23 protein-coding genes and 2 pseudogenes are annotated in these 24443 nt (G+C 62.6%); 21 read left to right on the top strand and 4 right to left on the bottom strand.

The genetic code is table 11. The features are described from left to right. The first annotated feature begins 22 nt into the window (after positions 1-22). Positions 23-460 carry an FxsA family protein gene (locus MCIT9_RS01235; RefSeq protein WP_317705627.1) on the top strand — a complete coding sequence of 146 codons (438 nt, stop codon included), beginning with the start codon at positions 23-25 and terminating at the stop codon, positions 458-460. Positions 461-567: 107 nt separating this feature from the next. Here the strand turns inward: MCIT9_RS01235 and MCIT9_RS01230 are convergent, their stop codons facing one another. Continuing rightward, complete coding sequence (locus MCIT9_RS01230; RefSeq protein ID WP_317705626.1) at positions 568-900, bottom strand: YgaP family membrane protein; 333 nt, start codon at positions 898-900, stop codon at positions 568-570. 83 nt (positions 901-983) lie between these two features. On the opposite strand from MCIT9_RS01230, the gene uvrD reads away from it, so the two are divergent. The 3 genes from uvrD (at position 984) to MCIT9_RS01215 (ending at position 4316) form a co-directional block, all read left to right on the top strand. Beyond that, positions 984-3134 carry a DNA helicase II gene (uvrD, locus tag MCIT9_RS01225; protein WP_317705625.1) on the top strand — a complete coding sequence of 717 codons (2151 nt, stop codon included), beginning with the start codon at positions 984-986 and terminating at the stop codon, positions 3132-3134. A 10-nt stretch (positions 3135-3144) separates the two neighbouring features. Continuing rightward, positions 3145-3681 (top strand): Uma2 family endonuclease, encoded by a 537-nt coding sequence (locus MCIT9_RS01220; protein WP_317705624.1) that lies wholly within the window; start codon positions 3145-3147, stop codon positions 3679-3681. Positions 3682-3755: 74 nt separating this feature from the next. Further along, a complete protein-coding gene (locus MCIT9_RS01215; protein ID WP_317705623.1) occupies positions 3756-4316 on the top strand; it encodes a Uma2 family endonuclease in 561 nt (186 codons plus the stop codon). Here MCIT9_RS01215 and rdgB read toward each other — a convergent pair. Both rdgB and rph read right to left on the bottom strand, forming a co-directional pair. Further along, complete coding sequence (rdgB, locus tag MCIT9_RS01210; protein ID WP_317705622.1) at positions 4313-4912, bottom strand: RdgB/HAM1 family non-canonical purine NTP pyrophosphatase; 600 nt, start codon at positions 4910-4912, stop codon at positions 4313-4315. The genes MCIT9_RS01215 and rdgB overlap by 4 nt on opposite strands. Then, the gene (rph, locus tag MCIT9_RS01205) at positions 4909-5637 is read right to left on the bottom strand and encodes a ribonuclease PH (protein WP_317705621.1); all 729 of its coding nucleotides are present in this window, start codon (positions 5635-5637) and stop codon (positions 4909-4911) included. Before rph ends, rdgB begins: the two co-directional genes overlap by 4 nt. Before the next feature lie 305 nt (positions 5638-5942). Here rph and MCIT9_RS01200 point away from each other — a divergent pair, with 305 nt between their 5' ends. The 11 genes and pseudogenes from MCIT9_RS01200 to MCIT9_RS01150 all read left to right on the top strand — a co-directional run bounded on the left by MCIT9_RS01200 (position 5943) and on the right by MCIT9_RS01150 (position 19476). Further along, the gene (locus MCIT9_RS01200; protein WP_317705620.1) at positions 5943-6344 is read left to right on the top strand and encodes a hypothetical protein; all 402 of its coding nucleotides are present in this window, start codon (positions 5943-5945) and stop codon (positions 6342-6344) included. 369 nt (positions 6345-6713) lie between these two features. Beyond that, entirely contained in the window at positions 6714-8501 is a 1788-nt protein-coding gene (locus MCIT9_RS01195) for a hypothetical protein (RefSeq protein ID WP_317705619.1), read from the top strand. Positions 8502-8642: 141 nt separating this feature from the next. Beyond that, positions 8643-9566: a peptidylprolyl isomerase gene (locus tag MCIT9_RS01190; protein ID WP_317705618.1), complete on the top strand. Its 924-nt coding sequence runs from the start codon at positions 8643-8645 to the stop codon at positions 9564-9566. Between the two features lie 31 nt (positions 9567-9597). Further along, complete coding sequence (locus MCIT9_RS01185; protein WP_317705617.1) at positions 9598-10386, top strand: ABC transporter permease; 789 nt, start codon at positions 9598-9600, stop codon at positions 10384-10386. Beyond that, positions 10383-11594, top strand: a complete 1212-nt coding sequence (locus MCIT9_RS01180; RefSeq protein ID WP_317705616.1) for an ABC transporter ATP-binding protein — start codon at positions 10383-10385, stop codon at positions 11592-11594. The genes MCIT9_RS01185 and MCIT9_RS01180 overlap by 4 nt, the downstream gene beginning before the upstream one ends. Positions 11595-11626: 32 nt before the next feature. After that, on the top strand, positions 11627-12559 hold the full coding sequence (locus tag MCIT9_RS01175; protein WP_317705615.1) for a GNAT family N-acetyltransferase: 933 nt from the start codon (positions 11627-11629) through the stop codon (positions 12557-12559). Then, positions 12560-13711, top strand: a pseudogene (locus MCIT9_RS01170) (glycosyltransferase family 4 protein); the annotation flags it as partial. After that, a complete protein-coding gene (locus tag MCIT9_RS01165; RefSeq protein ID WP_317706679.1) occupies positions 13696-14523 on the top strand; it encodes a PIG-L deacetylase family protein in 828 nt (275 codons plus the stop codon). The pseudogene MCIT9_RS01170 and the gene MCIT9_RS01165, both read left to right, overlap by 16 nt. Then, complete coding sequence (locus MCIT9_RS01160) at positions 14520-15428, top strand: sulfotransferase (protein WP_317705614.1); 909 nt, start codon at positions 14520-14522, stop codon at positions 15426-15428. The genes MCIT9_RS01165 and MCIT9_RS01160 overlap by 4 nt, the downstream gene beginning before the upstream one ends. Before the next feature lie 3 nt (positions 15429-15431). Beyond that, the gene (locus tag MCIT9_RS01155; RefSeq protein WP_317705613.1) at positions 15432-18605 is read left to right on the top strand and encodes a glycosyltransferase; all 3174 of its coding nucleotides are present in this window, start codon (positions 15432-15434) and stop codon (positions 18603-18605) included. Between the two features lie 7 nt (positions 18606-18612). After that, positions 18613-19476, top strand: a complete 864-nt coding sequence (locus MCIT9_RS01150) for a glycosyltransferase family 2 protein (protein WP_317705612.1) — start codon at positions 18613-18615, stop codon at positions 19474-19476. Positions 19477-19500: 24 nt separating this feature from the next. Here the strand turns inward: MCIT9_RS01150 and MCIT9_RS01145 are convergent, their stop codons facing one another. Continuing rightward, positions 19501-19818 (bottom strand): ISAs1 family transposase, encoded by a 318-nt coding sequence (locus MCIT9_RS01145; protein ID WP_317705611.1) that lies wholly within the window; start codon positions 19816-19818, stop codon positions 19501-19503. 195 nt (positions 19819-20013) lie between these two features. Here MCIT9_RS01145 and MCIT9_RS01140 point away from each other — a divergent pair. The 6 genes and pseudogenes from MCIT9_RS01140 to MCIT9_RS01115 form a co-directional block, all read left to right on the top strand. Next, positions 20014-20531 (top strand): annotated as a pseudogene (locus MCIT9_RS01140) (IS5 family transposase); the annotation flags it as partial. A gap of 202 nt (positions 20532-20733) precedes the next feature. Further along, the gene (gene hslV, locus MCIT9_RS01135) at positions 20734-21279 is read left to right on the top strand and encodes an ATP-dependent protease subunit HslV (protein WP_317705610.1); all 546 of its coding nucleotides are present in this window, start codon (positions 20734-20736) and stop codon (positions 21277-21279) included. A gap of 2 nt (positions 21280-21281) precedes the next feature. Further along, on the top strand, positions 21282-22601 hold the full coding sequence (hslU, locus tag MCIT9_RS01130; RefSeq protein ID WP_317706678.1) for an ATP-dependent protease ATPase subunit HslU: 1320 nt from the start codon (positions 21282-21284) through the stop codon (positions 22599-22601). Positions 22602-22621: 20 nt separating this feature from the next. After that, a complete protein-coding gene (metF, locus tag MCIT9_RS01125) occupies positions 22622-23461 on the top strand; it encodes a methylenetetrahydrofolate reductase [NAD(P)H] (RefSeq protein ID WP_317705609.1) in 840 nt (279 codons plus the stop codon). Next, positions 23458-23703, top strand: a complete 246-nt coding sequence (locus MCIT9_RS01120; RefSeq protein WP_317705608.1) for a YcgL domain-containing protein — start codon at positions 23458-23460, stop codon at positions 23701-23703. Before metF ends, MCIT9_RS01120 begins: the two co-directional genes overlap by 4 nt. Next, positions 23704-24423, top strand: coding sequence for a 16S rRNA (uracil(1498)-N(3))-methyltransferase (locus MCIT9_RS01115; RefSeq protein ID WP_317705607.1), 720 nt, complete (start codon positions 23704-23706; stop codon positions 24421-24423). Positions 24424-24443: the final 20 nt, after the last annotated feature.

Raw genomic sequence — 24443 nt, 5'->3', positions numbered from 1 at the left:
GCATCATCATAACCCAAAAATCATGCACCCCTTCCGCCTGCTTTTCCTCCTCTTTCTCATCGTCCCGCTGATCGAGATTTATCTGCTGCTGGTGATCGGCGGCATCATCGGACCCATTCCCACCATCGCCATGGTGGTGTTCACCGCTGTGCTGGGGGCGTGGCTGCTGCGCATCGAGGGCTTCCACACCTGGTTCCGGCTGCAGCAGGCCCTGGCCCAGGGCAAGATTCCGGCCCTGGAGATCGTCGAGGGTCCGATTCTGCTGGTGGGCGGGGCGCTGCTCCTGACGCCGGGCTTTTTCACCGACTTTCTGGGTTTTCTGTGCCTGCTGCCGACCACCCGGCGGCGCATCGCCCGGTACGTGCTCAAACGCTGGCTGATCCAGCGCCCGCCCTCCGGCCCGGGCAGCGGTGGCCGCGGGCCGACGGTGATCGAGGGGGACTATCAGCGCCGCGACTGAGCGAAATGCTGGCGCAGCAGACCGCGTTCCCGGTTGTCGGGAGTAAGTATCGTCGAGGATGGAGAGGGATGAGGAATGCGCGCGTCCCTGCGCTGGGGGGGATGGCGTCAGTGGGCGTGTCCGTGGTTTTCGCCGCCGCAGCAGGCGTGTTCACCGGCTTCGGCCTTCTTTTCCTCGCCGCCGCAGCAGCCGTGGGACTCTTTTTCCTTCATCTTGCCAGCGCAGCACGGCGGCAGGGTGCTCCTGCCCATTCCGGCGTAGATCGGGCAGAATCGCGTGAAGCCGGATACCAGCAGCGCGATGCCCAGCAGCAGCAGCGGAATGCTGCCCAGAAACAGTGAGATCAGGACGGACAGGGCGCCGACACCGTAGCGGATCTGGCGGTCCCGGTCGCCGACGTTGCGTTCGTACTTGAACATGCGCTTGAAATCGAATTCCATGACGTACCTCCGCAAGCGGTTGTGAAACTGGGCGGTAGTATAACGCAAATAGTGGGGTCCCGGTCCGCTAAAATAAAGCCCTCATGGACATCACCGCAATCCTCGATCCCCTCAACGACGCCCAGCGCGAGGCCGTCTCCGCCCCCCTGCAGCCGGTGCTGGTGCTGGCCGGCGCCGGCAGTGGCAAGACCCGGGTGCTGGTCCACCGTCTGGCCTGGCTGATGGAGGTGGAGGGCATGCGCCCCCACGCCCTGATGGTGGTCACCTTCACCAACAAGGCGGCACGGGAGATGCGCGGCCGGGTGGAGGCCCTGCTGGGCATCGACACCCGCGGCATGTGGCTGGGCACCTTCCACGGCCTCGCCCACCGCCTGCTGCGCCGCCACGCCGCCGAGGCCGGCTTGCCCGACGGCTTCCAGGTGCTCGACAGCGATGACCAGTACCGCCTGATCCGCCGCATCCTGCGGGAAATGAAACTGGACGAAGGCCGCTGGCCGCCGCAGCAGATCCAGTGGTACATCAACGCCCAGAAGGACGAAGGTCGCCGCCCCCAGCATATCGTCGCCGGCGACCTGTTCGAGCGTCAGATGCTCGACATCTACCAGGAATACGAGCGCCAGTGCCAACGCGCCGGTCTGGTGGACTTCGGCGAGCTGCTGCTGCGGGCCCACGAGCTGCTGCGCGACCGGCCGGCGCTGCTGGAACACTACCGCCGCCGCTTCGGCCACGTGCTGGTGGACGAGTTCCAGGACACCAACACCATCCAGTACGCCTGGCTGCGCCTTCTGACCGAGACGCGCGACAACCTGTTCGTGGTCGGCGACGACGACCAGTCCATCTACGGCTGGCGCGGGGCTCGGGTCGAGAACATCCGCCGCTTCCAGGCCGACTGCCCCGGCCACCGTCTGGTGCGGCTGGAGCAGAACTACCGTTCCACCGCCCACATTCTCGACGCCGCCAACGCCCTCATCGCCCATAACAGCGGCCGCTTAGGCAAGAAACTGTGGACCGCCGGCGACAGGGGCGAGCCGATTTCGGTCTATGCCGCCTTCAACGACCTCGACGAGGCCCGTTTCGTCGTCGGCCGCATCCAGCAGTGGCTGGAATCCGGCCGCCGCGGCGGCGAGGCGGCGATCCTGTACCGTTCCAACGCCCAGTCGCGCCTGTTCGAAGAACAGCTGCTCGCCGCCGGCATCCCCTACCGGGTCTATGGCGGCCTGCGCTTCTTCGAGCGCGCCGAGATCAAGAGCGCCCTGGCCTATCTGCGCCTGCTCGCCAGCCGCGACGACGATCCCTCCTTCGAACGGGTGGTGAACCTGCCCACCCGCGGCATCGGCCCCCGCACCCTCGATGCGGTGCGCGAACACGCCCGCAACCGGGGCCTCTCCCTGTGGCGGGCCGCCGAATCCCTGTGCCGTTCCCAGGATCTGCCGGCCCGGGCCCGCAACGCCCTGGGGAAATTCCTGCAGCTGGTCGATGCCCTCGACGAAGCCACCGCCGCGCTGTCCCTGCCGGATCAGGTCAGGCAGGTGGTGGAGGGAACAGGACTGCTGGCCCACTATGCCAGGGAAAAGGGCGATCAGGGCGAGGTCCGGGTGGAGAACCTCAAGGAACTGGTCAACGCCGCCCGCCAGTTCGCCCTCAGCCACGAGGACGAGGAGCTGTCGCCCCTGGATGCGTTTCTCGCCAACGCCGCCCTCGAGGCCGGCGAAACCCAGGCCGGCGAGAACGAGGACAGCGTCCAGCTCATGACCCTGCATGCGGCCAAGGGGCTGGAATTCCCCCTGGTGTTCATGGTTGGGATGGAGGAGGGGCTGTTTCCCTCCCTGCAGTCGCTCGAGGACGCCGGCCGCCTGGAGGAGGAGCGCCGCCTGTGTTACGTCGGCATGACCCGGGCGATGGAGAAGCTGTACCTGACCCACGCTGAATGCCGCCGCCTCTACGGCCGCGAGACCTATCCGCGCGAATCCCGCTTCCTGCGCGAGATCCCCGCCGAACACCTGGAGCAGATCCGCGAAACCGCCCGCATCACCCGTCCTGCAGCCGTCACCCCGGCCGCTGCCGAGGCGAGCGGCCTGCGGCTGGGGCAGCGGGTGGTCCATGAAGCCTTCGGCGAAGGCACGGTGCTCCAGTGCGAGGGACAGGGCAAAAACGCCCGGGTGCAGGTGAACTTCGACGGTGCAGGTGTCAAGTGGCTGATGCTGGCGTATGCTAACCTGGAACCGGCTGCCTGAGGAGGTGGAGATGATCGCTCCGGAACTGCTGCCCCATTACACCTGGGAGGACTGTCGCCGCTGGGAGGGGGACTGGGAGCTGATCGCGGGGATTCCCTACGCGATGGCGCCTGGTCCGACGGCGCGGCATCAACGCCTGTCCCTCAAGATCGCCCGTCAGCTGGATGAACAGCTGGAGCGCTGTGATGACTGCCAGGTCCTGTTCGAAACCGACTGGATCGTCCGTGACGACACCGTGGTCCGCCCTGACGTGATGGTGATCTGCGGCGGGATCGAGGGCGACTGGCCGACGCGGACGCCGAGGCTGATCTTCGAGGTCGTCTCTCCCTCCACGGCGCTCCGGGACGAAAAGCTCAAGTTCGAGCTCTATCAGGACGAAGGGGTGGCGCATTACGTGCTGGTCTATCCCGATCTCAGGACAGCTAAGGTCTGGCGGCTCCGGGACGGCCGTTTCGTCAAGCGGGCCGACGCGGTGAACGAAACCCTCGATTTCGATCTGGCAGGCGACTTCCGCATCGCGTTCGACTTTTCCCGGATCTGGCCGTGAACCTGACCCTGCAGGCGTCTCTGGAGATCAGGTAGTTTGCCTCGGCCTCGAATACCACTGACGGGAGAAGTCCCATGCCCATCGTCAAACGCAACGTCAAGCTGAGCATCGAGGAATACCTGGAGGGTGAGCAGTATTCCGACATCCGCCACGAGTACGAACACGGGGAAGTGGTGGCCATGGTCGGCGCCAGCCGCAACCATGGTCGCATTGCAGGGAACATGTTCGCTCTGCTGCACGCCCATCTGCAAGGCACTCCCTGCGAAGTGTTCATGGCCGACATGAAAGTCCACGTGGACGATTGCTTCTTCTACCCCGGCGTGGTGGTCGGCTGCGATCCCGACGACGACCATGATTTCTATCTGGAGCGGCCGGTGCTGATCGTCGAGGTGCTGTCGGAAACCACCGCCCAGCGCGACCGTACCGTCAAGCGCCTGGCCTATCAGGCCATCCCCACGCTCCAGGAATACCTGCTGCTGGAGCAGGCGCGACCGCGGGCGGAACTATACCGCCGCAGCGTTACGGGCTGGGATCTGGCGATCTACGGGCCCGGGGAACAGATAGATCTGGCTTCGGTCGGCCTGAGCCTGGCGCTGGACGAGGTGTACCGGGGCGTGCGTTGCAGCGGCAGCTAGAGCGCCGGCCAGCGGGCCAGCAACTGGCGCAGCGCCTGGCCCCGGTGGCTGAGGCGGTTCTTCTCCTCCGGCGGCAGTTCGGCGGCGGTGCAGCCGCGGTCCGGCAGCCAGAACAGCGGGTCGTAGCCGAAGCCGCCTTCCCCCCTGGGCGCCTCGGCGATCCGCCCTTCCCAGGTGCCTTCGGCGATCAGCGGGCTGGGATCGAAGGGGTGGCGCACCAGCACCAGCACGCAGCGGAACCGGGCGCGGCGCTCCTCTCCCTGGAATTCCGCCAGTGCCTCCAGCAGTTTGGCGTTGTTGAGGCGGTCATCGGCGTCGGGACCGGCATAGCGGGCCGAATGTACCCCGGGAGCGCCGGCCAGGGCTGCCACTTCCAGACCGGAATCGTCCGCCAAAGCCGGCAGGCCGGTGTAACGGGCGGCGTTGCGGGCCTTGATGAGGGCGTTCTCCACGAAGGTGGGGGCGGTCTCCTTCGCTTCGGCCACCGCAAAGGCGGTCTGGGGCAGCACCCTGACCCCGTGCGGGGAAAGCAGGGCCTGAATCTCGCGGAGCTTGCCGCGGTTGCCGCTGGCCAGGACCAGGCGCACGGCGCTCACGCCACCCCGGCCAGGGCCAGCGCCTGGCGTTGGTGTTCCAGCAGTTCGGCGATGCCCTTGTCGGCCAGGTTCAGCATCGCTTCCAGTTCGTCGCGGCGGAAGGGGTGGCCTTCGGCGGTGCCCTGGATCTCCACGTAGGCGTTGCCGTCGTTCTTGACCACGTTCATGTCGGTTTCGGCCTCGCAGTCCTCAAGGTAGTCGAGATCGAGCACCGGCACGCCGCGGTAGATGCCCACCGACACCGAGGCGATCTGGCCGTGGAGGGGATTCTTGCGGATCCTGCCTTCCTGCAGCAGTTTCTCCACCGCCAGACCTAAGGCGACGAAGCCGCCGGTGATGGCGGCGGTGCGGGTGCCGCCGTCGGCCTGGAGCACATCGCAGTCGACGATGACGGTGCGCTCTCCCAGCGCCTTGAGGTCCACCGCCGCCCGCAGGGCCCGGCCGATGAGACGCTGGATCTCCAGGGTGCGCCCCTGCTGGCGGCCGCGGCTGGCCTCGCGGTGGGTGCGTTCGTGGGTGGCCCGGGGCAGCATGCCGTACTCGGCGGTGACCCAGCCTTGGTTCTGGCCGCGCAGGAAGGGGGGCACCCGTTCGTCCACGCTGGCGGTGCACAGCACCCGGGTGTCGCCGAATTCCACCAGCACCGAGCCTTCGGCGTGCTTGGTGTAGTGGCAGGTGAAACGGATCGGTCGCAGTTCGTCGGGCTTTCGGCCGCTGGGTCGCATGGGGGTTCCTTGCTGAGGTTGGGGGTGGGAAAGTATACCGCGTATTGCTTTTTGGGCGGCACCCTTCTCACTTAGCGCCTCCTGCCGGTGGCTTTTGGTCTCGGCGGCTGCCAGGCGTTGGGTGGAAAAGTTGCACTGAAGCGCTATACTTGCGTTTTGATCGTTCCAGGCAGACTGGTTGTCATGGAATTGTCACCGGGATGAAGTATCATCTGCAGCAGGATGTGCCGCGCTGAAGTTCAATGTTAGAATCACGCGCCGCCGAAAACGGCGCGGAAATTCGCCAACGACAAGGAGGACCGGTTTTGAGACGCTTGGTTAGCATCCTGACGCTGCTGCCGTTTTTGCTCGCTGCCTGCAACTTTGCGGCGCTCTCCCGCGAAGAGCGGGTGGCCCGGCGGGCCCAGGCCCGCTGGGACGCCCTGATTCGGGGGGACATAGAAACCGCCTATGCCTATCTGGCTCCGGGCTACCGCAAGATCAAGTCCCTGGAACGTTATCGTCGCGGGATTCACGGCGTCGGCAAATGGCGTGAAGCCCGTGTCGAACGGGTAACCTGCCCGGAAAAGGACGTCTGCAACGTGGATATGCAGGTCAAGGTGCGGCTGATGGTCCCCCGCATGGGAGAGCCGATCGAATCGGTCAATCCGGTGCGCGAACGCTGGATTTATAAGGCAGGTGAATGGTGGTACGTGCCGGAAAGCTGACCGTCGCTGAATCCTTGTGTTGTGTCGCTGCAACACAGTTGCCCCGCCGGTTGCGTAGATTCGGGTATTCCGTGACAGATTTCGGGAAGAGTTGTTGTGTTCCCGCTAAACTGTGCTAACATTGAGCCTCGACAATTAGGCAGATTGATCGTGGTGAAAAAGCAACGAGGGGGTAGGGGATGTGGAAGCGGAAGTCGCTGGACTTTTCGCTTGCAGTCCGCGGAGAAACCTCCTAAGCTTCAGGCATCGGATTAGTGGTGCCGCCTCTGCGTGAAGCGTCGTCTTAGGGAGGAGGCGTTTGAGGCGGTGGCTGAAAACCTATATATTTGCCTAAACTTTTGGTTCGTTAACTCAATAAGGAGCTGACTCATGAGGAAGTTCAAACTCTCCAGGATCGCCTTGGCAGTGGCGGCGGCTGGTGCCGTCGGCAGCGCTTCCGCGGTGACCGTGAATCCGGATCGTACCGGCCAGGTGATCATCCTGCCGTACTACAACGTCAACAACAATTTCGTCACCAATGTCGAGATCGTCAACACCCAGGACGAATACAAGATCGTCAAGGTGCGCCTGCGTGAAAGCGGCAACTCCCAGGACGTGCTCGACTTCAACATCTACATGTCGCCTCATGACGTGTGGAAAGGGGTGATCCGTCCGGTGCAGCGCACCGTCAACGGCGAGACCGTGACGCGGGCCAATCTGGTGTCGGCCGACACGACCTGTACCCTGCCGCGCAACGACGCCCCCCTGACCATCAACGGCGTCTCCGGCCTCACGCTCAACAGCACCGGCTGGGACATGAACGTGGTCTATCCGGACGTGACCGATGCCGACGCCCGTGAGGGTTACATCGAGATCATCGAGGTCGGCACTATCGACACCGATACCTATGTCGACCTGGATGGTGACGGCGCGACCACCGATGATAGCGAAGGCGGCGCCATCAAGCTGACCGACGCCATCAAGCATAAGGACGGCGTGCCGCCCAACTGCCAGGCCATCGAAGCGGCCTGGACCAACGGGGTTACCAAAAGTAAGGAGTCTTCAGGTGCCGAGGTCGAAAACTGGGGAAGCTACGCGCCCAATAGTATCGAGTACGTTGGGGATGAGGATGGCGCCCTCAGCAAACCGACCGGCGGCATCTATGCCTTCGAAGTGCTGCTGAACACGCCGACCGGTTCGGCCTTCATCGCCGAAGGTACCGCGATCGATCACTATTCGACCCGCAGCCAGCACTACCGTCCCGACGACCCGGTCAACTTCCTGTTGCCGTCGCTGGCTTCCGGCGATGTCGACAGCACGCTGGTGGTGGACGCGAGCACCGACGGCGCCCTGCTGCTGAGGAACTGGCCGGAGACCTATGACGCCACCCTGAACGACGGCGACACACACACCCCGCGTTCGGGCACCAACCCGCTGCCGATCGCCCACGTGCTTCAGGCCGAGGCGGTGATGAACTCCTACTTCGTCAACCCCGACTTCGACGGGGCCACCGAGTGGGTGCTCACCTTCCCGATGAAGAAGCACGGTATCTTCAACGGCAAGTGGCACAACGGCGTGCTGCTGTTCGACGACCAGACCGGCGAGTACACCTGCAGCAACCCGGTGGGCTCGCCCGTCTCGGGAACCGGTACCACCGAGGGTGAGAACGTCTGCTTCAAGGACCGTGACAAGGACGTGGAGGTTTCGGTGGCGGTCTACGACTACGAGGAAGGGACGATCAAGCAGGAGGATACCGGCTTTACCGTCTCGCCGGTGCTCGAGCCTGAAACCAACAAGATCATCCTGTCCCGCGAGGTCAACATCCTGACCTTCGCCGAAAGCGGCAGCTCCATCCTCGGGGCGACGGAACGCACCAACATCAACCCGGGCGTGGACTTCAAGGCCGGCTGGGCCAAGATCAGCTTCGTCGACAGTGCCACCAACGGTATCTGCCTGGAGAATGCTGATTTGAGCGATGATACAGTGCCTGGCTTCATCCAAGATGGCGATCCGGCTACCGTCACCTGCGGTGTGCCGGTCGTTGGCTTCGCTGCCCTGCAGGGCAGCGACTTCAACATCCAGTCCGGCACCTACTTCGGCGAAACCCTCGAGCACCGTTTCGAGCGCTCCATTACGCCGACTGTGGATGCCGATGATGATGGAAATAACCTGGAATGATGGAAGTAACCAGACTCCGGCACCCCAATACGGCGGTCATCCTGGCATGACCTAGGGGGCTGTCTGGCAGCCCCGATGCGGAAGGCGGGCTCATGCCCGCCTTCCCCTTTTGTGGCGGATGAGCAAGATGACGGAAGCAAGATGCAAAAGAGACTGAAACGCGGACTGGCCGCCAGCGTGCTGCTGGCCCTGGCGTCCTGGGGCAGGGCCGAGGACTGGTCGGCGCCGCTGGCGGGCGGTGAGGGGCTGCAGGTGCCGTTGGGCTACCTGGAGGTGCAGCTGCGCCGGCTGCCGCCCGAGGCCCAGCGCAAGGCCCTGGAGGATCCAAAGCGCCTGCAGGAGCTGATCTCCAAACTCTACCTGGCCCGGCTGCTGGCCAAAGAGGCCGAGGCTGAAGGGCTCGACCGTGATCCTTTGGTGCAGGCGGAGCTGGAAAGCCACCGGGACCAGGTGCTGGCCCACGAATTGCTGAAAAAGGTCCGCGAAACCCCGGCACCGGACATGACCGAGGCGGCGCGGGAGTACTACCGGGCCCATCCGGAGGAATTCAGAACCCCGCCCCAGGCCGAGGTGTCCCACATCCTCATCGAGGCCCGGGGCAAGCGCTCTTTGGAAGAAGCCCGCCGCCTGGCCGAGGAGGTGCTGGCTCAGGCCCGGCAGGGGGCGGATTTCGACCAACTGGTGCTGAAGTATTCCGACGCCCCCAAGGCGAAGGAGAACCGGGGACGGCTGGGCTGGATCACCCCGAACCGTCTCAAGCCGGGCTTCTCCCGTCAGGTGTTCGCCCTCGGCAAGGGGGAGGTCGGCCTGGTGGAGCGGCCCTACGGCTATCACGTGGTCAAGGTCTGGGACCGCAAGCCGGCCCGCCTGCTGCCCTTCGAGGCGGTCAAGGCGCGCATCGTTGCGCGCCTGGAGGGGGACTACCGCCGCGACCGGGTCAACCGGTTCCTGGAGGCGCGCAAGAACCGGACATTGAAGATCAACCAGCCGCTGCTTGATGCCTACGTGGAAAGGAAGCGCCGGGAACTGGCGCAGCAATCACCGGGACAGGCCGATAGCGACTGAACGAATGCGTCTTAGCCTAAGGCAAGATATCGTGTCTCCCCTCCGCGAGCTGGGGGCGCTGCGCTGGGCCTTGTGGCAACTGTTGCGGCGCCAGGTGCTCAGCCAGTTCCGCGGTTCGGTGCTTGGGCTCGGCTGGCTGATCCTGGAACCCGCCTTCCTGTTCGCCCTCTACCTTCTAGTGTTCGGCCGTTTCCTGCAGGTGCGCTTTGGGGTCGGAGACGGGCTGGGAAACTTCGCCCTATACCTCTGGTGCGGGCTGGTTCCCTACAACAGCCTGCAGCAGGCGGTGTTGGCCGGAGTAGGGGTCCTGCCCGGCAACCGGCCGCTGCTGATCCACACGCGCTTTCCCGGCTGGATGCTGCCGTTGGTGGAAGTGCTGGCGAGCGCCCTGGCGGAGGGCATCGGTCTGGCCATCCTGATGCTGGGGGTGGTGGGTTACCACGGGACGGTGTCGCCGTGGTGGCTGCTGGCGCCGCTATTGGTGGGGGTGCGTCTGGCACTGACCGCCGGACTTACTTGGATCGCCAGCATTCTGGCGGTTTTCCAGCCGGATTTCGGACGTTTGCTGGGGCTGTTGCTGACCTTGGGTTTCTTCATGACCCCCATCATCTATCCACCGCAGCTGGTGCCCGAGTCGTGGCGCTGGCTGCTGCAGGTCAATCCGTTTCACTGGCTGGTGGCGGCCTACCGGGCCGTTCTGATCGAAGGGTCACCGCCGCCGCCGGAATTCTGGGGGCTGGCCTTGGGAAGCTTGGCTCTGGCGGTGGCGGCACTGGTCTTCTTCAATCGGGCGTTGGCCCGTGCCAAGGACTTTCTATGACCGCTGCCCTGACCGCCTGGAACCTGGGCAAGAGCTATCGCCGCTACGCCCGCCCCTTCGACAGCCTGCTGGAGATGTGCCTGCGGCAGCGGCGCCATACTCTGTTCCACGCCCTGGCCGGGGTGTCGTTCCAGCTGGACTATGGCGAGACTTTGGGGATCGTCGGCGACAACGGCGCCGGCAAGAGCACCCTGCTGAAGATTCTGTCCGGCACCATCGCGCCCTCCGAGGGAACGCTGGAGACCCACGGCCGGGTCAGCGCCATCCTGGAGCTCGGTGCCGGATTCCATCCGGAGTTCTCCGGGCTGGACAACCTACGCCTGGGGCTCGCCCTTATGGGGCTGAGCGAGGCGGAAGCCGAGGCCCGCATCCCCGAGATCATCGAATTCTCGGAACTGGAGGCGTTCATTCACCAGCCGGTCAAGGCGTACTCCTCCGGCATGTACGTGCGCCTGGCCTTCTCCCTGGTGACCGGCGTCGATCCGGACATCCTCATCGTCGACGAGGCCCTGGCGGTAGGCGATGCACATTTCCAGAAGAAATGCATGGATCGGATGATCTCGTTTCGTGAGCGCGGCAAGGCGCTGCTGTTTTGCTCCCATTCCCTCTATCAGGTGCGTCATCTCTGTGACCGTGTCCTGTGGCTGGACCACGGGCGGATGCGGATGCTGGGGCCGGTGGAGACGGTGGTGGACGCCTACCAGGATCACGTCCGCCGCCAGGATCGGCGCCATCCCGCTGCTGCCGTACCGCCTTCGCAAACACCTGCCGCATTACCGGATGTCAAACCGGCCTGGATCGAGGACGCCCGGCTGCTCGTTCCGGCGGGAGCGGGGGTGCCTGTGTGCGAGACCGGGCACCCCCTGCGCCTGATGGTGGAGGCAGCCCCAGGGCAGGTCTCCCCGGAGGATCTGCACGTGGGCGTGGTGATTCGGCGCAACGATGGAGTCGCCTGTTTCGGCGCCAGCACGGAACTGGATGGCGTCTCCCTGGTTCCCCAAGGGCGGGGGCGGCTGGGAATCGTATATGAAATTCCCAGTCTGCCATTGCTGTCGGGCGAATATGCCTGTGACCTGTATCTGCTGGACCGGACCGGCGTCCACATCTACGATTGCCGGCCGGGGCAGCTGCGTTTCCGGGTGCGTCAGCGGGGCAAGGAACTGGGACTGTGCTGGATGGATCACCGATGGCTGCCACCGCAGAGCTGACTTCCAAAACTGGCCACTTACGGATCGGGCCGGTGGATTCGCTCAATGATTCCCGCGTTCATGCGCTGTTCGAGGAGGTGTTCGGGGTGGTCAAAGCCCGGGCCTGGTGGCAGTGGAAGTACGGCGACGGCCGCGGTTTTGCTTTCGGCGCCTGGCGTGATGAGACGCTGGTGGCCCACTATGCCGCCTTCCCCCGAAGGATCCATTGGCGCGGCGAAGTGATTCCCGCCTTCCAGGTCGGCGACGTCATGGTCAAGGCCAGTGAGCGGGGCGTCCTGACCCGCCGCGGTCTTTTCCAGCGCTGTGCCGCGGCGTTTCAGGAAACCTGGGTGGGCTATGGGCGGCCCTTTTTGTTGGGCTTCGGCTTTCCCAACCTGCGTGCCATGAGACTGGCCGAGCGCCTCGGGCTGTACGCCCGGGTGGACCGCATGCACGAGTTCCGCTGGCCACCGTTGCCGGACCGGCCCCGCTGGCGCAGCCGCATTCGTCATTTCCGCCCGGAAAGCGATGCGCCTCTCGTCGACGCCCTGTGGGCGCGAATGCGGCATGATCTGAATGGATGCTTGACCGGAGAGCGCTGTTTCCCTTTCCTCGTGCACCGCTATCTTCACCATCCCGAGCATCGTTATGAATGTCTGCTGCTGGAGGCGCGCCTGCTGCGGCAGCCGTTGGGATTGATCGTGCTGCGGCGCGATGGCGACCGCTGGCTGTGGGTAGACTGGCTGGGCGGGGCGGCCGATCTGGGCGAGGCGCTGGCCCAGGCCCGGCGCATGGTGACCCGTTTGGGTGGAAAGGAATTGTATACCTGGGCGAGCACGGTGCCGGCCGGGCGGTTGACAGCGCTGGGCGGTACCGCCACGCCGCTGGAGGTACACGTGCCGACGGGTATCTGGACCGAAGGTCCGTCTCCGGAATCCCTGCGGGAACGTTGGTGGCTGATGCCCGGCGATACCGACTTTTTCTGAATGGAAAGCGTCGAATCCCTTCTGATCGTGACCCGTGAACGGCCTGATGACCGCCGCTTCGGTCTCGGCCGCAGTCTCGACCCGGTGGTGGCCGAGCTGCACCGGCGGGGGGTGCGGGTGGCCTATCTGTCCCAGGAGGACGCCGGATCCCGCGGCCTGGCGTGGCTGCAACGCTGGCGACCCGGGTTCGCCCGTTGGTTAAAGCGGCGCTTTCCGGGGACGGACGCCCAGGCCCTGGCCGGCGGTATTCTCGAACGCCTCAACATGGGGCGGCTGGCGGCAAAGGTGGCCTTTCGCGACGAAATCAGCCACGTCCATTGCCACGACCCGATTATTACCGCCGGATTCCAATGGTGGCGCTGGTGGTATGGAGGACTGCGGGCGCGTCAGGTACGCCACGGCCTGACTCAGCATGGTTTCGGCAGTTACACCCAGGCGCTGCACGAGGATGGCGCTCCCCTCGACGCCGGTGCGATGGCCTGGCTGCGGCGCTGGGAGGCAGGGATCCTGCGCCGGGCCGACTGGGTGATGACGCCGACTCAGGCAGGACGTGCGCAGCTGGCGCGGGATCTGGGCGTCTATCCGCTACCGGCGCATTGGCAGGTCGTGCCCCATCCCCGCCCCGCCCTGTCGTTTCCACCGCGCAATGAGGCACGGGCGCAACTGGCGTGGGACCCGGACTGGTTCGTCGTGCTGGGGGTCGGGCGTGATGCGCCGCTGAAGCGCTTCGTCGATCTCATTCATGCCTGCGCCCGGATAAACGACGAACGGTTGCGTCTGGTGCTGCTGGGGCCCGGGGAAAGCGTTGCGCTGCGCCGTATCGCCGCAGATGCAGGGCTGGGAGCACGGTTGATTCTGGCTGCCAGCTGGGAGCCGGCGGTGTATTACGCGGCGGCGGATGTCTACGTCAGCGCCTCGGAAACCGAATCCTTCGGCTTGGCCAATGTGGAAGCCCTGGCGGCCGGGTTGCCGGCGATCGTGACTGCCGTCGGCGGCGTTCCCGAGGTCGTGGGCAATGCCGCCTGGCTGGTGCCGCCGCGCCAGCCGGTCCTGATCGCTGATGCCATCACCTGCCTGCTGCGGTCACCGGAGGAACGCCGGGCCTGGTCTGATCGGGCGCAGGCAAGAATGCGGCAGTGGCCCGATGCCGCAGCGGTGGCGGAAGGCTATCTGCAGGTTTACCGTGGCGCCCCGGTGACGCCGGGGCTAAGCCGGCAGTTGCCTCTGGAAATGCCGGTAAGCAAGCCATTATCGGTCTATCCGTTGCCCCGGCGTTTGGAAATCACTGCCAGGCGGCTGTTGGTGTTAGCCCCCCACCCGGAGACGAGACTCTGGGGGTGGGAGGGCTGCTCGCCGCCACCCGTGCCGTGGGTGGGGAGGTTCGGGTGGTGGCGGTCAGCGCCGGTGAGGCAGGCGATCCCGAAGGCCGGTTTGACGAACCTGCGGCTCATCTCCGCAGCGGGGAATTGTGTCGTGCGCTGGCGGTGTTGGGTATCGAAGACCTGGTCCAGTGGTACGAACCCGACGGCGATTGCCAGGATTCTTCCGGATTACGGCGGCGTATCCGGCAAATGATCGACAGCTACGGACCGGACTGGATTTTGGCTCCTTCGCCCCTGGAACGGCATCGGGACCATGTGGCCGTCGCCGAGGCGGCGATCTGCGCCTGGCAGGCATCCGCCACCGAAGCGGAATTGTTTCTTTATGAGGTGAGCCAGCCGGTGGCGGCAACCCATGTGGTGGATGTGACCCCGTGGCAGGATCGCAAGCGGAAGGCGCTTTCGGTCTATCGGCTGCCGTTGGCGTATTGCGATTACGAGACCATCAGCCGTTCCCTGATGGCTTATCGTGCGCATTGCCTGGCTCCAGGCGCGCAGGCGGTGGAGGCGTTGCAGAGGGTCGACCGTGCGCAGGGATTGCGGTTGTTGGCGGCCATGAGACGGTTACGGGAGGCGATGGAATGAGCACACCGGTCTTCATCGGCGGTTTCCGCAGTGGTTCCACCTTGTTGATCAATCTGCTCGGGTTGCATCCGGAAATCGCTCCCTGGTTCGAAACCAAGGAGTTGTGCGAGGCATTGCGTTGGTTGCGGGTTTTGACGAATCCGGCGGTCTTTTCTGAAGAAGCCGCGTTGATGCAGCCCATCCACCCGGCAGGTTTCGATGCGGCGGCTGTGGCAGCGAGGATGCGCTGGCATGTGGATTACAATTTCCGTCGTCTCAGCGGCGCTGAAGCAAGCGGCAAAGCCGCATACGAGCGTTATCCGCTTGGCGCCGACTGCATCCTGTATTCCCGGGAAGAGGCGCTTCAGGCTGTCAGACGGTGGGAGCTGCAGGCCGACACTACGGACCTTCAGCGAATCGGGCAGGTGACTGGATGGCTGATCCGGTTTCTTGGCAAGCGTCAGGCCGAATTGATGGGACGTCCGCTATGGATCAACAAGACCCCGGAAATCTCCCGTTTCGGGGATGTGCTCTGGGACAGTCTGGGACCTTGCCGCGTTATTCTGTTGATCCGGAATGGTTGGGATGTAGTGCGTTCAGCGGCAGCTCTGGGCTGGGGGGACGTCGGGAAGCTCTCTCAGTGGTGGAAGGGCCTGATCGTGCAGAGCCGTAAGGTGGCCCGGGAAGGATATTATCTGGAGATTCGCTATGAAAATCTTGTAGATCGTCCCGAGGAAACCCTGTGGACAGTATTGCGTTTCCTGAACCTTCCGCAGGACAACGATGATGTGTTTTTTCAGCGTTGCCGGGCACAGATGATGTTCGGGAATCAGCGTGCCCGACATTCTTGTTGTTTCCACGAAGCGGATCGGGCGATTTTCGACCGCGTCGCTGCTGATCTGATGCATAGTTTGGGATATCATTGAGACATGCCGAATATTGGAAGACTCTTCAGACAACCTTTGATTTCCGTCATCATCCGGACCCATGACCGCCCATCCCTGCTGGGTCGTGCACTGGCCTCCATCGCCGAACAGCGCTACAGAAACATTGAGGCGATCGTGGTCGATGACGGCCTGCATTCTGCGCGGGTTGTAGTCGAGTCCTTCAGGCGCACATTCAATGGACGGCTCCGGTATGTACGCATCGTGGTCGGGCGAGGGCGGTCCCATGCCGCCAATGCGGGATTGATGCGTGCCCGCGGCCGGTTCATTTGTTTTCTTGATGATGATGACTGGTTGACACCGGATAGTTTACAGAAGCGTGTCTCCCAATTCAGGCAGGGCGTGGATCTGGTCTATGGCCGTATAGAAACCACCGGAGATAAGCCGCAGAGCTTTGGCCGGACCTACGATCCCGTACTGTTGCGGACTGAAAATTACATTCCGATTCATGCGCCGCTCATCCGGCGATCGGCTATCGCATCGTGTCGTTTTGATGAAACCTTCGATTTGTTCGAAGACTGGGATTTCTGGCTCCAGATCCAGGCGCGGGGAGGGAATTTTCAATATCTGGATGAAGTGGTCGGAATTTATGATGTTTCCGCCTCGGGTAGCGGGGTAGGTGCAGACCAGGTGGAAATGTCAGAAGTGCGCGGCGCATTCATCCGCTTGTTGGAAAAATGGGTACCCGTCTGGGGGGGGGAAGGCATTGCCGACATCATCGCACGCATGCGCCTTCTGGCCCGACATCTTGAACGTCGACATCATCAGGTAAGGCAACATGAGCAGATACAACATGAATTGAATATGCGCATTGCACTGCTGCAGGACCATTTGGAACAACATAAAGCTGGGATTGCTTCTCTCAAGCAGCAGTTGATTTCCGGTTCGGAAGCGTATGAGAGTGAGATTGCTTCTCTCAAGCAGCAGTTGATTTCCGGTTCGGAAGTGTATGAGAGTGAGATTGCTTCTCTCAAGCAGCAGTTGATTTCCGGTTCGGAAGTGTATGAGAGTGAGATTGCTTCTCTCAAGCAGCAGTTGATTTCCGGTTCGGAAGCGTATGAGAGTGAGATTGCTTCTCTCAAGCAGCAGTTGATTTCCGGTTCGGCAGCGTATGAGAGTGAGATTGCTTCTCTCAAGCAGCAGTTGATTTCCGGTGCGGCAGCGTATGAGAGTGAGATTGCTTCTCTCAAGCAGCAGTTGATTTCCGGTGCGGAAGCGTATGAGAACGAGATTGCCCAGCTAAAACAGAATCTTCTATTTGTTGACCAGAGACTGAAGACCGCACAGCAGCAGAATGCGCATTTGACTCAGGAAGTTAAACGGTATCAGATGCAGCTGGCACAGATTTTGGGCAGCCGATCATGGAAAATCACGGCACCCCTGCGCGAGCTGGGCCGTATCATCCGCGGGGAATCCACATGGCGGGACAGTATCTGGAAACTGGCCTCCGGGGTCTATCGACAGCCTTCGCTGCAAGGGGTGATCAGGCGGCTTCCTTTCCCCGTGAAGCAACGCATCAAATCCTGGTTGACGTCCCATAAGCCCGTTCCGGTAGAAGTGCGGGCAACGCCCGGCCGGCAGGGAGCGCCTAAGGTCAGCTTGATTATTCCTGTCTACAACCATGCCGAGTTTTTGCCCCGCTGTCTGGAGAGCGCCATGGCCCAGACCTATGAGAATCTGGAAGTGATCGTGTGTGACGATGCTTCTCCCGATCAGCGGGTGAAACCGATTCTGGAAGAAATCTCCCGGTCCCGTTCAGAGAAGCTGGAGGTCATTTACAATGAACAGAACCTTGGCATCGCTGAAACGCAGAACCGATTATTGGAAAAAAGTTCAGGGGATGTGATCGCCTTCCTGGACTGTGACGATTATCTGGTTCCCCATGCCATTGAGCGATGTATGGAAGCCTGGCAGCAGGATACTGTGTACCTGCACACTGGAAGAATAAATGTCGATGAGCAGGATCGGGAGGTCAGCCGTATTTCCTTCGAGCATCTGCCCCGGCAAGACTATTTCCGGGAAAATCTGGAGAGAATGTATGCTACGCATTTGAAATTGATTGATCGTACCGCGATCGCCCGGGTGGGGCTTTTCGATCCACGGTTTAATGCTGCTCAGGACTATGATCTGCTCATGCGGATTGCTTTTCATTATCCAAGTCAGAGCTTTGTGCATCTTCCGGAATTCCTCTATTACCACCGTTTCCACTCTCGCCAGACGACACACGAACAACAGTCCCGTCAGCAGTGGGCGACGGAACGCATTCAACAGGAAGCTCGGTTAAGGGCGGATATCCAGGAAGGAAAATTCGACCGGTTTTTATCCATAATTATGCTTTCCTTTGGTAAGCCGGAACAGACATGGGAGGCTTTGTTGAGTCTCAGGGATACGGTGGTTGTTCCGCATGAGATCATACTTTTCGATAATGGCTCCGATGCGGATACGGTGCGCTTTCTCAAGCAAAAAGTTGCCGGTTATTTTGATAATGTGCGCCTGTTTTTCTCCTCCGAAAATTTGGGGCCGGCGTTGGGCCGGAAAAAAGCCTTGGAGCAGGCGAAAGGCGACTGGTTTCTGGTGTTCGATAATGATGAAACGGCAGAACCGGGGTGGTTGGAGGAGATGCTGGTACGGGCGCAGGTGCAAGACAATGTGGGATCGGTCTGTGCAAAAGTGCTCTTCCCTGATAGGACGCTGCAGTTCTCAGGGGGATATCTGGAAACACAGGAACCGGGGATTGTCCGTGTGGCATTGTATGATCGGGGGAAATTCGCTTATGACATGGGGAGCGCACGTTTTCGTGAATGTGATTGGAATCCCATTGGCGCAACCCTGTTTACCATCAACCCGGCTCCTTATCTTCATAGCGGTTATCCCAATGTTTTCGAGGATGTCGGAGTTTCCATGGCTCTGCGCCGAAACGGATATGCCTGTCTCAATGCACCTGGCGCTTGGGTGATCCATCATCATTTTACCTATCGCCAACAGTTCGGCATGAAAAAGCGGTATATCCAGGATCGCTACAATCCCGAGAAAATGCTGGAAAGTCTGCGTAGTTTTTACCGTGAAACCGGGCTGTTGATATTCGACGAGTATATTTGGCGAGAGAACAGTTTGACCGGCCTTTCTCGTGAAGAAGTCATCGAACGCCTGGGCTGCTGATGCAAGGATGAGGACGGCAGATCAGGAGGACCCCCTTTCCGAATCCATCTATATTCCAGCAAACCATCTTGCGGTCTCCATTGTCCTGCATAAGTCACCCATTCCGATATTGCAGCGCTGCCTTGCGAATTTGCAGGCGGCATTGGTCCGGCTCCTGGAAACACAACCCCGGATGACAACAACTGTGGTGCTTGTCGATAACGCCTCTGGCAGGACCTACATAGCGAAGTTGCACGCATTGATTCAGGCATTCGGATTTCCAGTGGTGATTCACTGCAATGATGGAAATCTGGGTTATGGTGCCGGCCATAATCAAGCACAAGGGAAAGATGTGGATTTCCGCCTGATTCTCAACCCGGATGTATTTCTGGAACCGAACGCCTTGGTTCGGGCGCTGGCTTTTTTGGCGGCCAATCCGGATGTGGGTCTGGTGGTTCCCCATGCCCGGGATGAACGGGGACGGCAGCTGTACTTATGCAAACGTTACCCGACGGTTCTGGTGCTCGCGCTTCGGGGGGGGGCGCCACCTTGGCTTCAAAAACGCTTTTCCGCTTATCTGGAAAAATATGAGATGCGGGATCTAGACTGGAGTGTGCCTCGTTTTGATCTTCAGCTGATCAGCGGTTGCTGCTTTCTGATCCGGGAGACAGTCTGGCGCGCAATCGGCGGTTTTGATCCTGGTTATTTCCTTTATTTCGAAGATTTCGACTTGGGGTTGCGGGCCCGCAGGGTCACGCGTCTTGCTTACTTGCCTGATTTTGTTGTCACCCACCTAGGGGGAGGGGTTGCCAGAAAAGGGTGGCGACACCGCGTCTGGTTTGTGGCTTCGGCGTGGCGTTTCTTCCAGCGATACGGTTGGCGCTGGGTATAATTGTTGGGTTCCGTGTGATCATAGTTACCGTTCCAATGCCGGAACCACGCTCACCGCCCAGCGCTGGAAGGCCGATCCGAACGCTTCCGGATCGATCATCGCCAAAATCCGCCCCAGGGTGTCGTGGGACGGAATCCCATGCGGCAAGGGCACATATCGACGCAGCCAATCCAGTTTCTCTTTGCCCCAAAGTTCAATCTCCACCAACGTATCCGCACCGCAGATCACCGCGCACACCACAACCACCAGCACTTCCACCAGATCGTAAGTTACCTTCGATGATTGTCGCGGGTCCGGAATCGATACGAACACCTCGCTCAGCGCCAGGGGCTTTTCCAACATTTGTGCCTCCCTCAAAAAAGCATTCTCCTCAGAGAGGATGTCTCTAATCCGCTCCAAGTCAATCGAATCTTAAACAATCATCTTCGTGGGGTATATTCATGCGATTGCCCTGTATGGCCGATCTTGCTAGATGCTGTCGTCACGAGTTTGTGAGATACTGAACGTCTGTTTGGACTTTATCACAGGACCTGCGCCATGACGACACCTGCACACCGCCGCCACGATATTTCCGACCGGGTTTGGGAGCTGTTGGAACCGCATCTTCCCGGGCGCCGAGGCGCCTGGGGCGGGGTGGCCAGAGACAACCGGCAGTTCATCAATGCGGTGTTTTGGATTCTGCGCACCGGCGCCCCCTGGCGGGATCTGCCACCGGATTACGGGGATTGGAAGAACGTCCATCGAAGGTTCTGCCGCTGGCGGGACAAGGGGGTGTGGGAGAAGGTTCTCGAGCAGCTGATCGATGAACCGGATTACGAATGGCTGATGATCGATGCCAGCCATGTGAAGGTACACCCTCATGCGGCCGGCGCCAAAGGCGGCAACCAGGACATGGGGCGCACAAAAGGGGGCTCAACACCAAGATACATCTGGCCGTGGATGCGCATGGTATGCCGGTCAGAATGGTTGTCACAGCAGGTCCCACAGCGGATTGCAGCCAGGCTGCAACCCTGATCGAGGGAATCGACGCCCAGTACCTGTTGGCGGACAAAGGCTCCTCTCTCTTGGCAGATTGAGTAAGCCGTGATGCTACCGCGGCTTACCCCTCTGCTCTAGGTAGAGTTGCACTTACGAGTTGAATCCAAGAGGCAAACCGGCCAGCCTAATTGAGAGTGGCTCAAATCGCGGCCGGAAACGGCTCCGTGCTTTTTCTGAGCGCGGGTATAATTAGCGTCTTTCACAACCCTGGGAGCAGCAATGGGCCCCATCCGAGGCACCACCATCCTCTCCGTCCGCCGTGGCGACCGCGTGGTCATCGGCGGTGACGGCCAGGTTTCCATGGGCAACACGGTGATGAAGGGCAACGCCCGCAAGATCCGGCGCCTGTATCACGATCAGGTGCTGGCGGGTTTCGCCGGTGCCACCGCCGATGCCTTCACCCTGTTCGAGCATTTCGAGGGCAAGCTGGAAAAACACCGCGGCAATCTGGTGCGGGCGGCGGTGGAGATGGCCAAGGACTGGCGCACCGACCGCGCCCTGCGGCGGCTGGAGGCGTTGTTGGCCATCGCCGACGCCAAGTCCTCGCTGATCATCTCCGGCACCGGTGACGTGATCCAGCCCGAGCACGATCTCATCGCCATCGGCTCCGGCGGTTTCTACGCCCTGTCGGCAGCCCGGGCCCTGCTGGAGAACACCGAGCTTCCGGCGCGCGAGATCGTGGAAAAGTCCCTCCACATCGCTGCCGACATCTGCATCTACACCAACCACAACCTCACCATCGAGGAGCTGGAGTCGCGCCCATGACCATGACCCCCCGCGAGATCGTCCACGAACTCGACAAGCACATCATCGGCCAGCAGGACGCCAAGCGCGCCGTGGCCATCGCCCTGCGCAACCGCTGGCGCCGCAGCCGGGTGCCGGAGGCGCTGCGCGACGAGATCACCCCCAAGAACATCCTCATGATCGGCCCCACCGGGGTGGGCAAGACCGAGATCGCCCGCCGTCTGGCGCGGCTGGCCAATGCGCCTTTCATCAAGGTGGAGGCGACCAAGTTCACCGAGGTGGGCTACGTGGGCCGCGACGTGGAGTCCATCATCCGCGATCTGGTGGAGGTGGCCGTCAAGCAGACCCGCGAGGCGGAGATGGAGAAGGTCCGGGCGCGGGCCGAACGGGCCGCTGAGGAGCGCATCCTCGATATGCTGGTGCCGCCGCCGTCGAGCTGGAGCGAAACCCCGGCGGACAGGGAATCGGCCGCCCGCCAGCGTTTCCGCGACCGCCTGCGGGCCGGGGAGATCGACGACATGGAGATCGAGATCGAGGTCCAGGCCCCGCGGATGGGGGTGGAGATCATGGCGCCACCGGGGATGGAGGAGATGACCAGCCAGCTCCAGGGCCTGTTCCAGAATCTGGCCAGCGGCAAGACCAAGCGCCGCAAGATGAAGATTAAAGACGCCCTTGAGGCCCTGCGCGAGGAGGAGGCCGCCAAGCTGGTCAACGAGGAGGAGATCAAGTTCCGCGCCCTGGAACGGGTGGAACAGCACGGCATCGTCTTCCTCGACGAGATCGACAAGATCTGCCGCCGCTCGGAGATGGGCGCCAGCGCCGACGTCTCCCGCGAGGGGGTGCAGCGCGACCTGCTGCCGCTGGTGGAGGGCAGCACCGTGACCACCAAGTACGGCATGGTCAAGACCGATCACATCCTCTTCATCGCCTCCGGCGCCTTCCATCTGGCCAAGCCCTCGGACCTGATTCCAGAGCTGCAGGGCCGCTTCCCCATCCGGGTGGAACTGAGCGCCCTGTCGGTGGAGGACTTTGTCCGCATCCTCACCGAGCCCGACGCCTCGCTCACCGAGCAGTACAAGGCGCTCATGGCCACCGAAGGGGTGGGGCTGGAATTCACCGCCGACGGCATCGCCCGCATCGCCGAGATCGCCTGGCAGGTCAACGAAACGGTGGAAAACATCGGCGCCCGCCGCCTGCACACGGTGCTGGAGAAACTGCTGGAGGAAATCTCCTTCAAGGCCCCCGAGCTGGCCGGTGAGACGGTCACCATCGACGCCGCCTGCGTGGACGAGCATCTGGGGGAACTGGCCCAGGACGAGGACCTGAGCCGCTACATCCTTTAATCTGCCGAGGTGGGATCTGCGTGAACCGTTCCATCGCCCTGAGTTTCGAATTCTTTCCGCCCCGTTCGGCGGAGATGGCCGCCCAGCTGCGCGACACCTACCGGCAGCTGGCCCAACTCGAGCCGGTCTATTTCTCGGTCACCTACGGCGCCGGGGGCAGCACCCGCGACAAGACTTTCGAAACCGTGCTGGAAATCCAGTGCGAGACCGGGATCGAAGCGGCGCCCCACCTGTCGTGCATCGGCTCGACCAGAGCCGAGATCCGCGCCCTGCTGGACCAGTACCGCGCGCGGGGCATCCGCCGCATCGTCGCCCTGCGCGGCGATCTGCCCTCGGGGATGCGCGCCGACGGCGATTTCCGCTACGCCAGCGATCTGGTGGCCTTCATCCGCGCCGAAACCGGCGACCATTTCCACCTGGAGGTGGCCGCCTATCCGGAAACCCATCCCCAGGCGCCCAGCTATCCGGACGACCTGCAGCACTTCGTCACCAAGGTCGAGGCCGGCGCCGACGGGGCCATCACCCAGTACTTCTACAACGCCGACGCCTACTTCCACTTCGTCGCCGACTGCCGCGACCTGGGGGTGACCATCCCCATCGTCCCCGGCATCATGCCGGTGACCAACTACGCCCAGCTGGCGCGCTTTTCCGATCTGTGCGGCGCCGAGATCCCGCGTTGGATGCGCAAACGCCTGGAGGCCTTCGACGGCAACCTGGCAGCGATCCGCGCCTTCGGCATCGAGGTGGTGACCAAGCTGTGCCAGCGTCTCATCGAAGGGGGCGTGCCCGGCCTTCACTTCTACACCATGAACCGGGTCGAGCCGACCCTGACCATCTGCCGCAACCTGGGACTGGCATGAAGTGCTACATCTACCGCTCCCGCAAGCGGGACGAAATGTATCTCTACCTGCGGGACAAGGACGACTTCTCGCCAGTGCCCGCCGAGCTGATGCGCCATTTCGTCAATCCGGTGTTCGTCTTCGAGCTGGATCTGACGCCGGAGCGCAAACTGGCCCGTGCCGACGTCGTCCAGGTGATGGCCAACCTGCGTGAGCACGGTTACCATCTCCAGCCCCCGCCACCCAAGGAACCCCTCGGCTGAGTGCGCCGCGTCCGCCTTTATCTGCCCCAGCCGCTCCAGGCTGATTCTGAAATTGTCGTCGGGGATGAGCGGGCCCACTACCTGCGCACTGTGCTGCGCCTGCGCCCCGGGGCCGCCCTTACAGTCTTCAACGGCGGGGGCGGTGAATTCGAGGCCGAAGTCCTAGCCTTGGGCCGCAAGGCGGTGCGCCTGTACATCGGTCCCTGGCACGAGCGGGAGGCCGAATCGCCCCTGAAGATCCATCTGGGCCTTGCCATCGCCAAGGGCGAGCGCATGGACTGGGCGGTGCAGAAGGCGGTGGAGCTGGGCGTGGCGGCCATCACCCCGCTGCTGACCGCGCGCTGTAACGTCCGGCTTGAAGGCGACAGGGCCGAACACAAACGCCGCCACTGGCAGGCTGTCGCCGTCGCCGCCTGCGAGCAGTGCGGCCGCAACCGGATGCCGGCGATGTTGACGCCCCGGACTCTGGCCGACTGGCTGCCGGGCCGCCGGGGTCTGGTGCTCGATCCGGCCGGCCGCTCCCTTGCCGCCTTGCCTTCCCCGAAAACGGAATTGAGTCTGCTGATCGGTCCGGAAGGGGGGTTGACACCCGAAGAGCTGGACCACGCCAGGCAGGCCGGTTTCGTCCCGGCGGCCCTGGGGCCGCGGATTCTGCGGGTGGAGACCGCCGCCGTGGCGGCGCTGACGGCGGTGCAGCTGCGGTGGGGGGATTTGCGGTAAGGCGGGGAAGCCCCCTCTTG

Source organism: Methylomarinovum caldicuralii (genome assembly GCF_033126985.1).
GTDB lineage: Bacteria > Pseudomonadota > Gammaproteobacteria > Methylococcales > Methylothermaceae > Methylohalobius > Methylohalobius caldicuralii.
The sequence above is the reverse complement of the archived record's forward strand: the minus strand, read 5'-3'. Positions and strand labels throughout refer to the sequence as shown.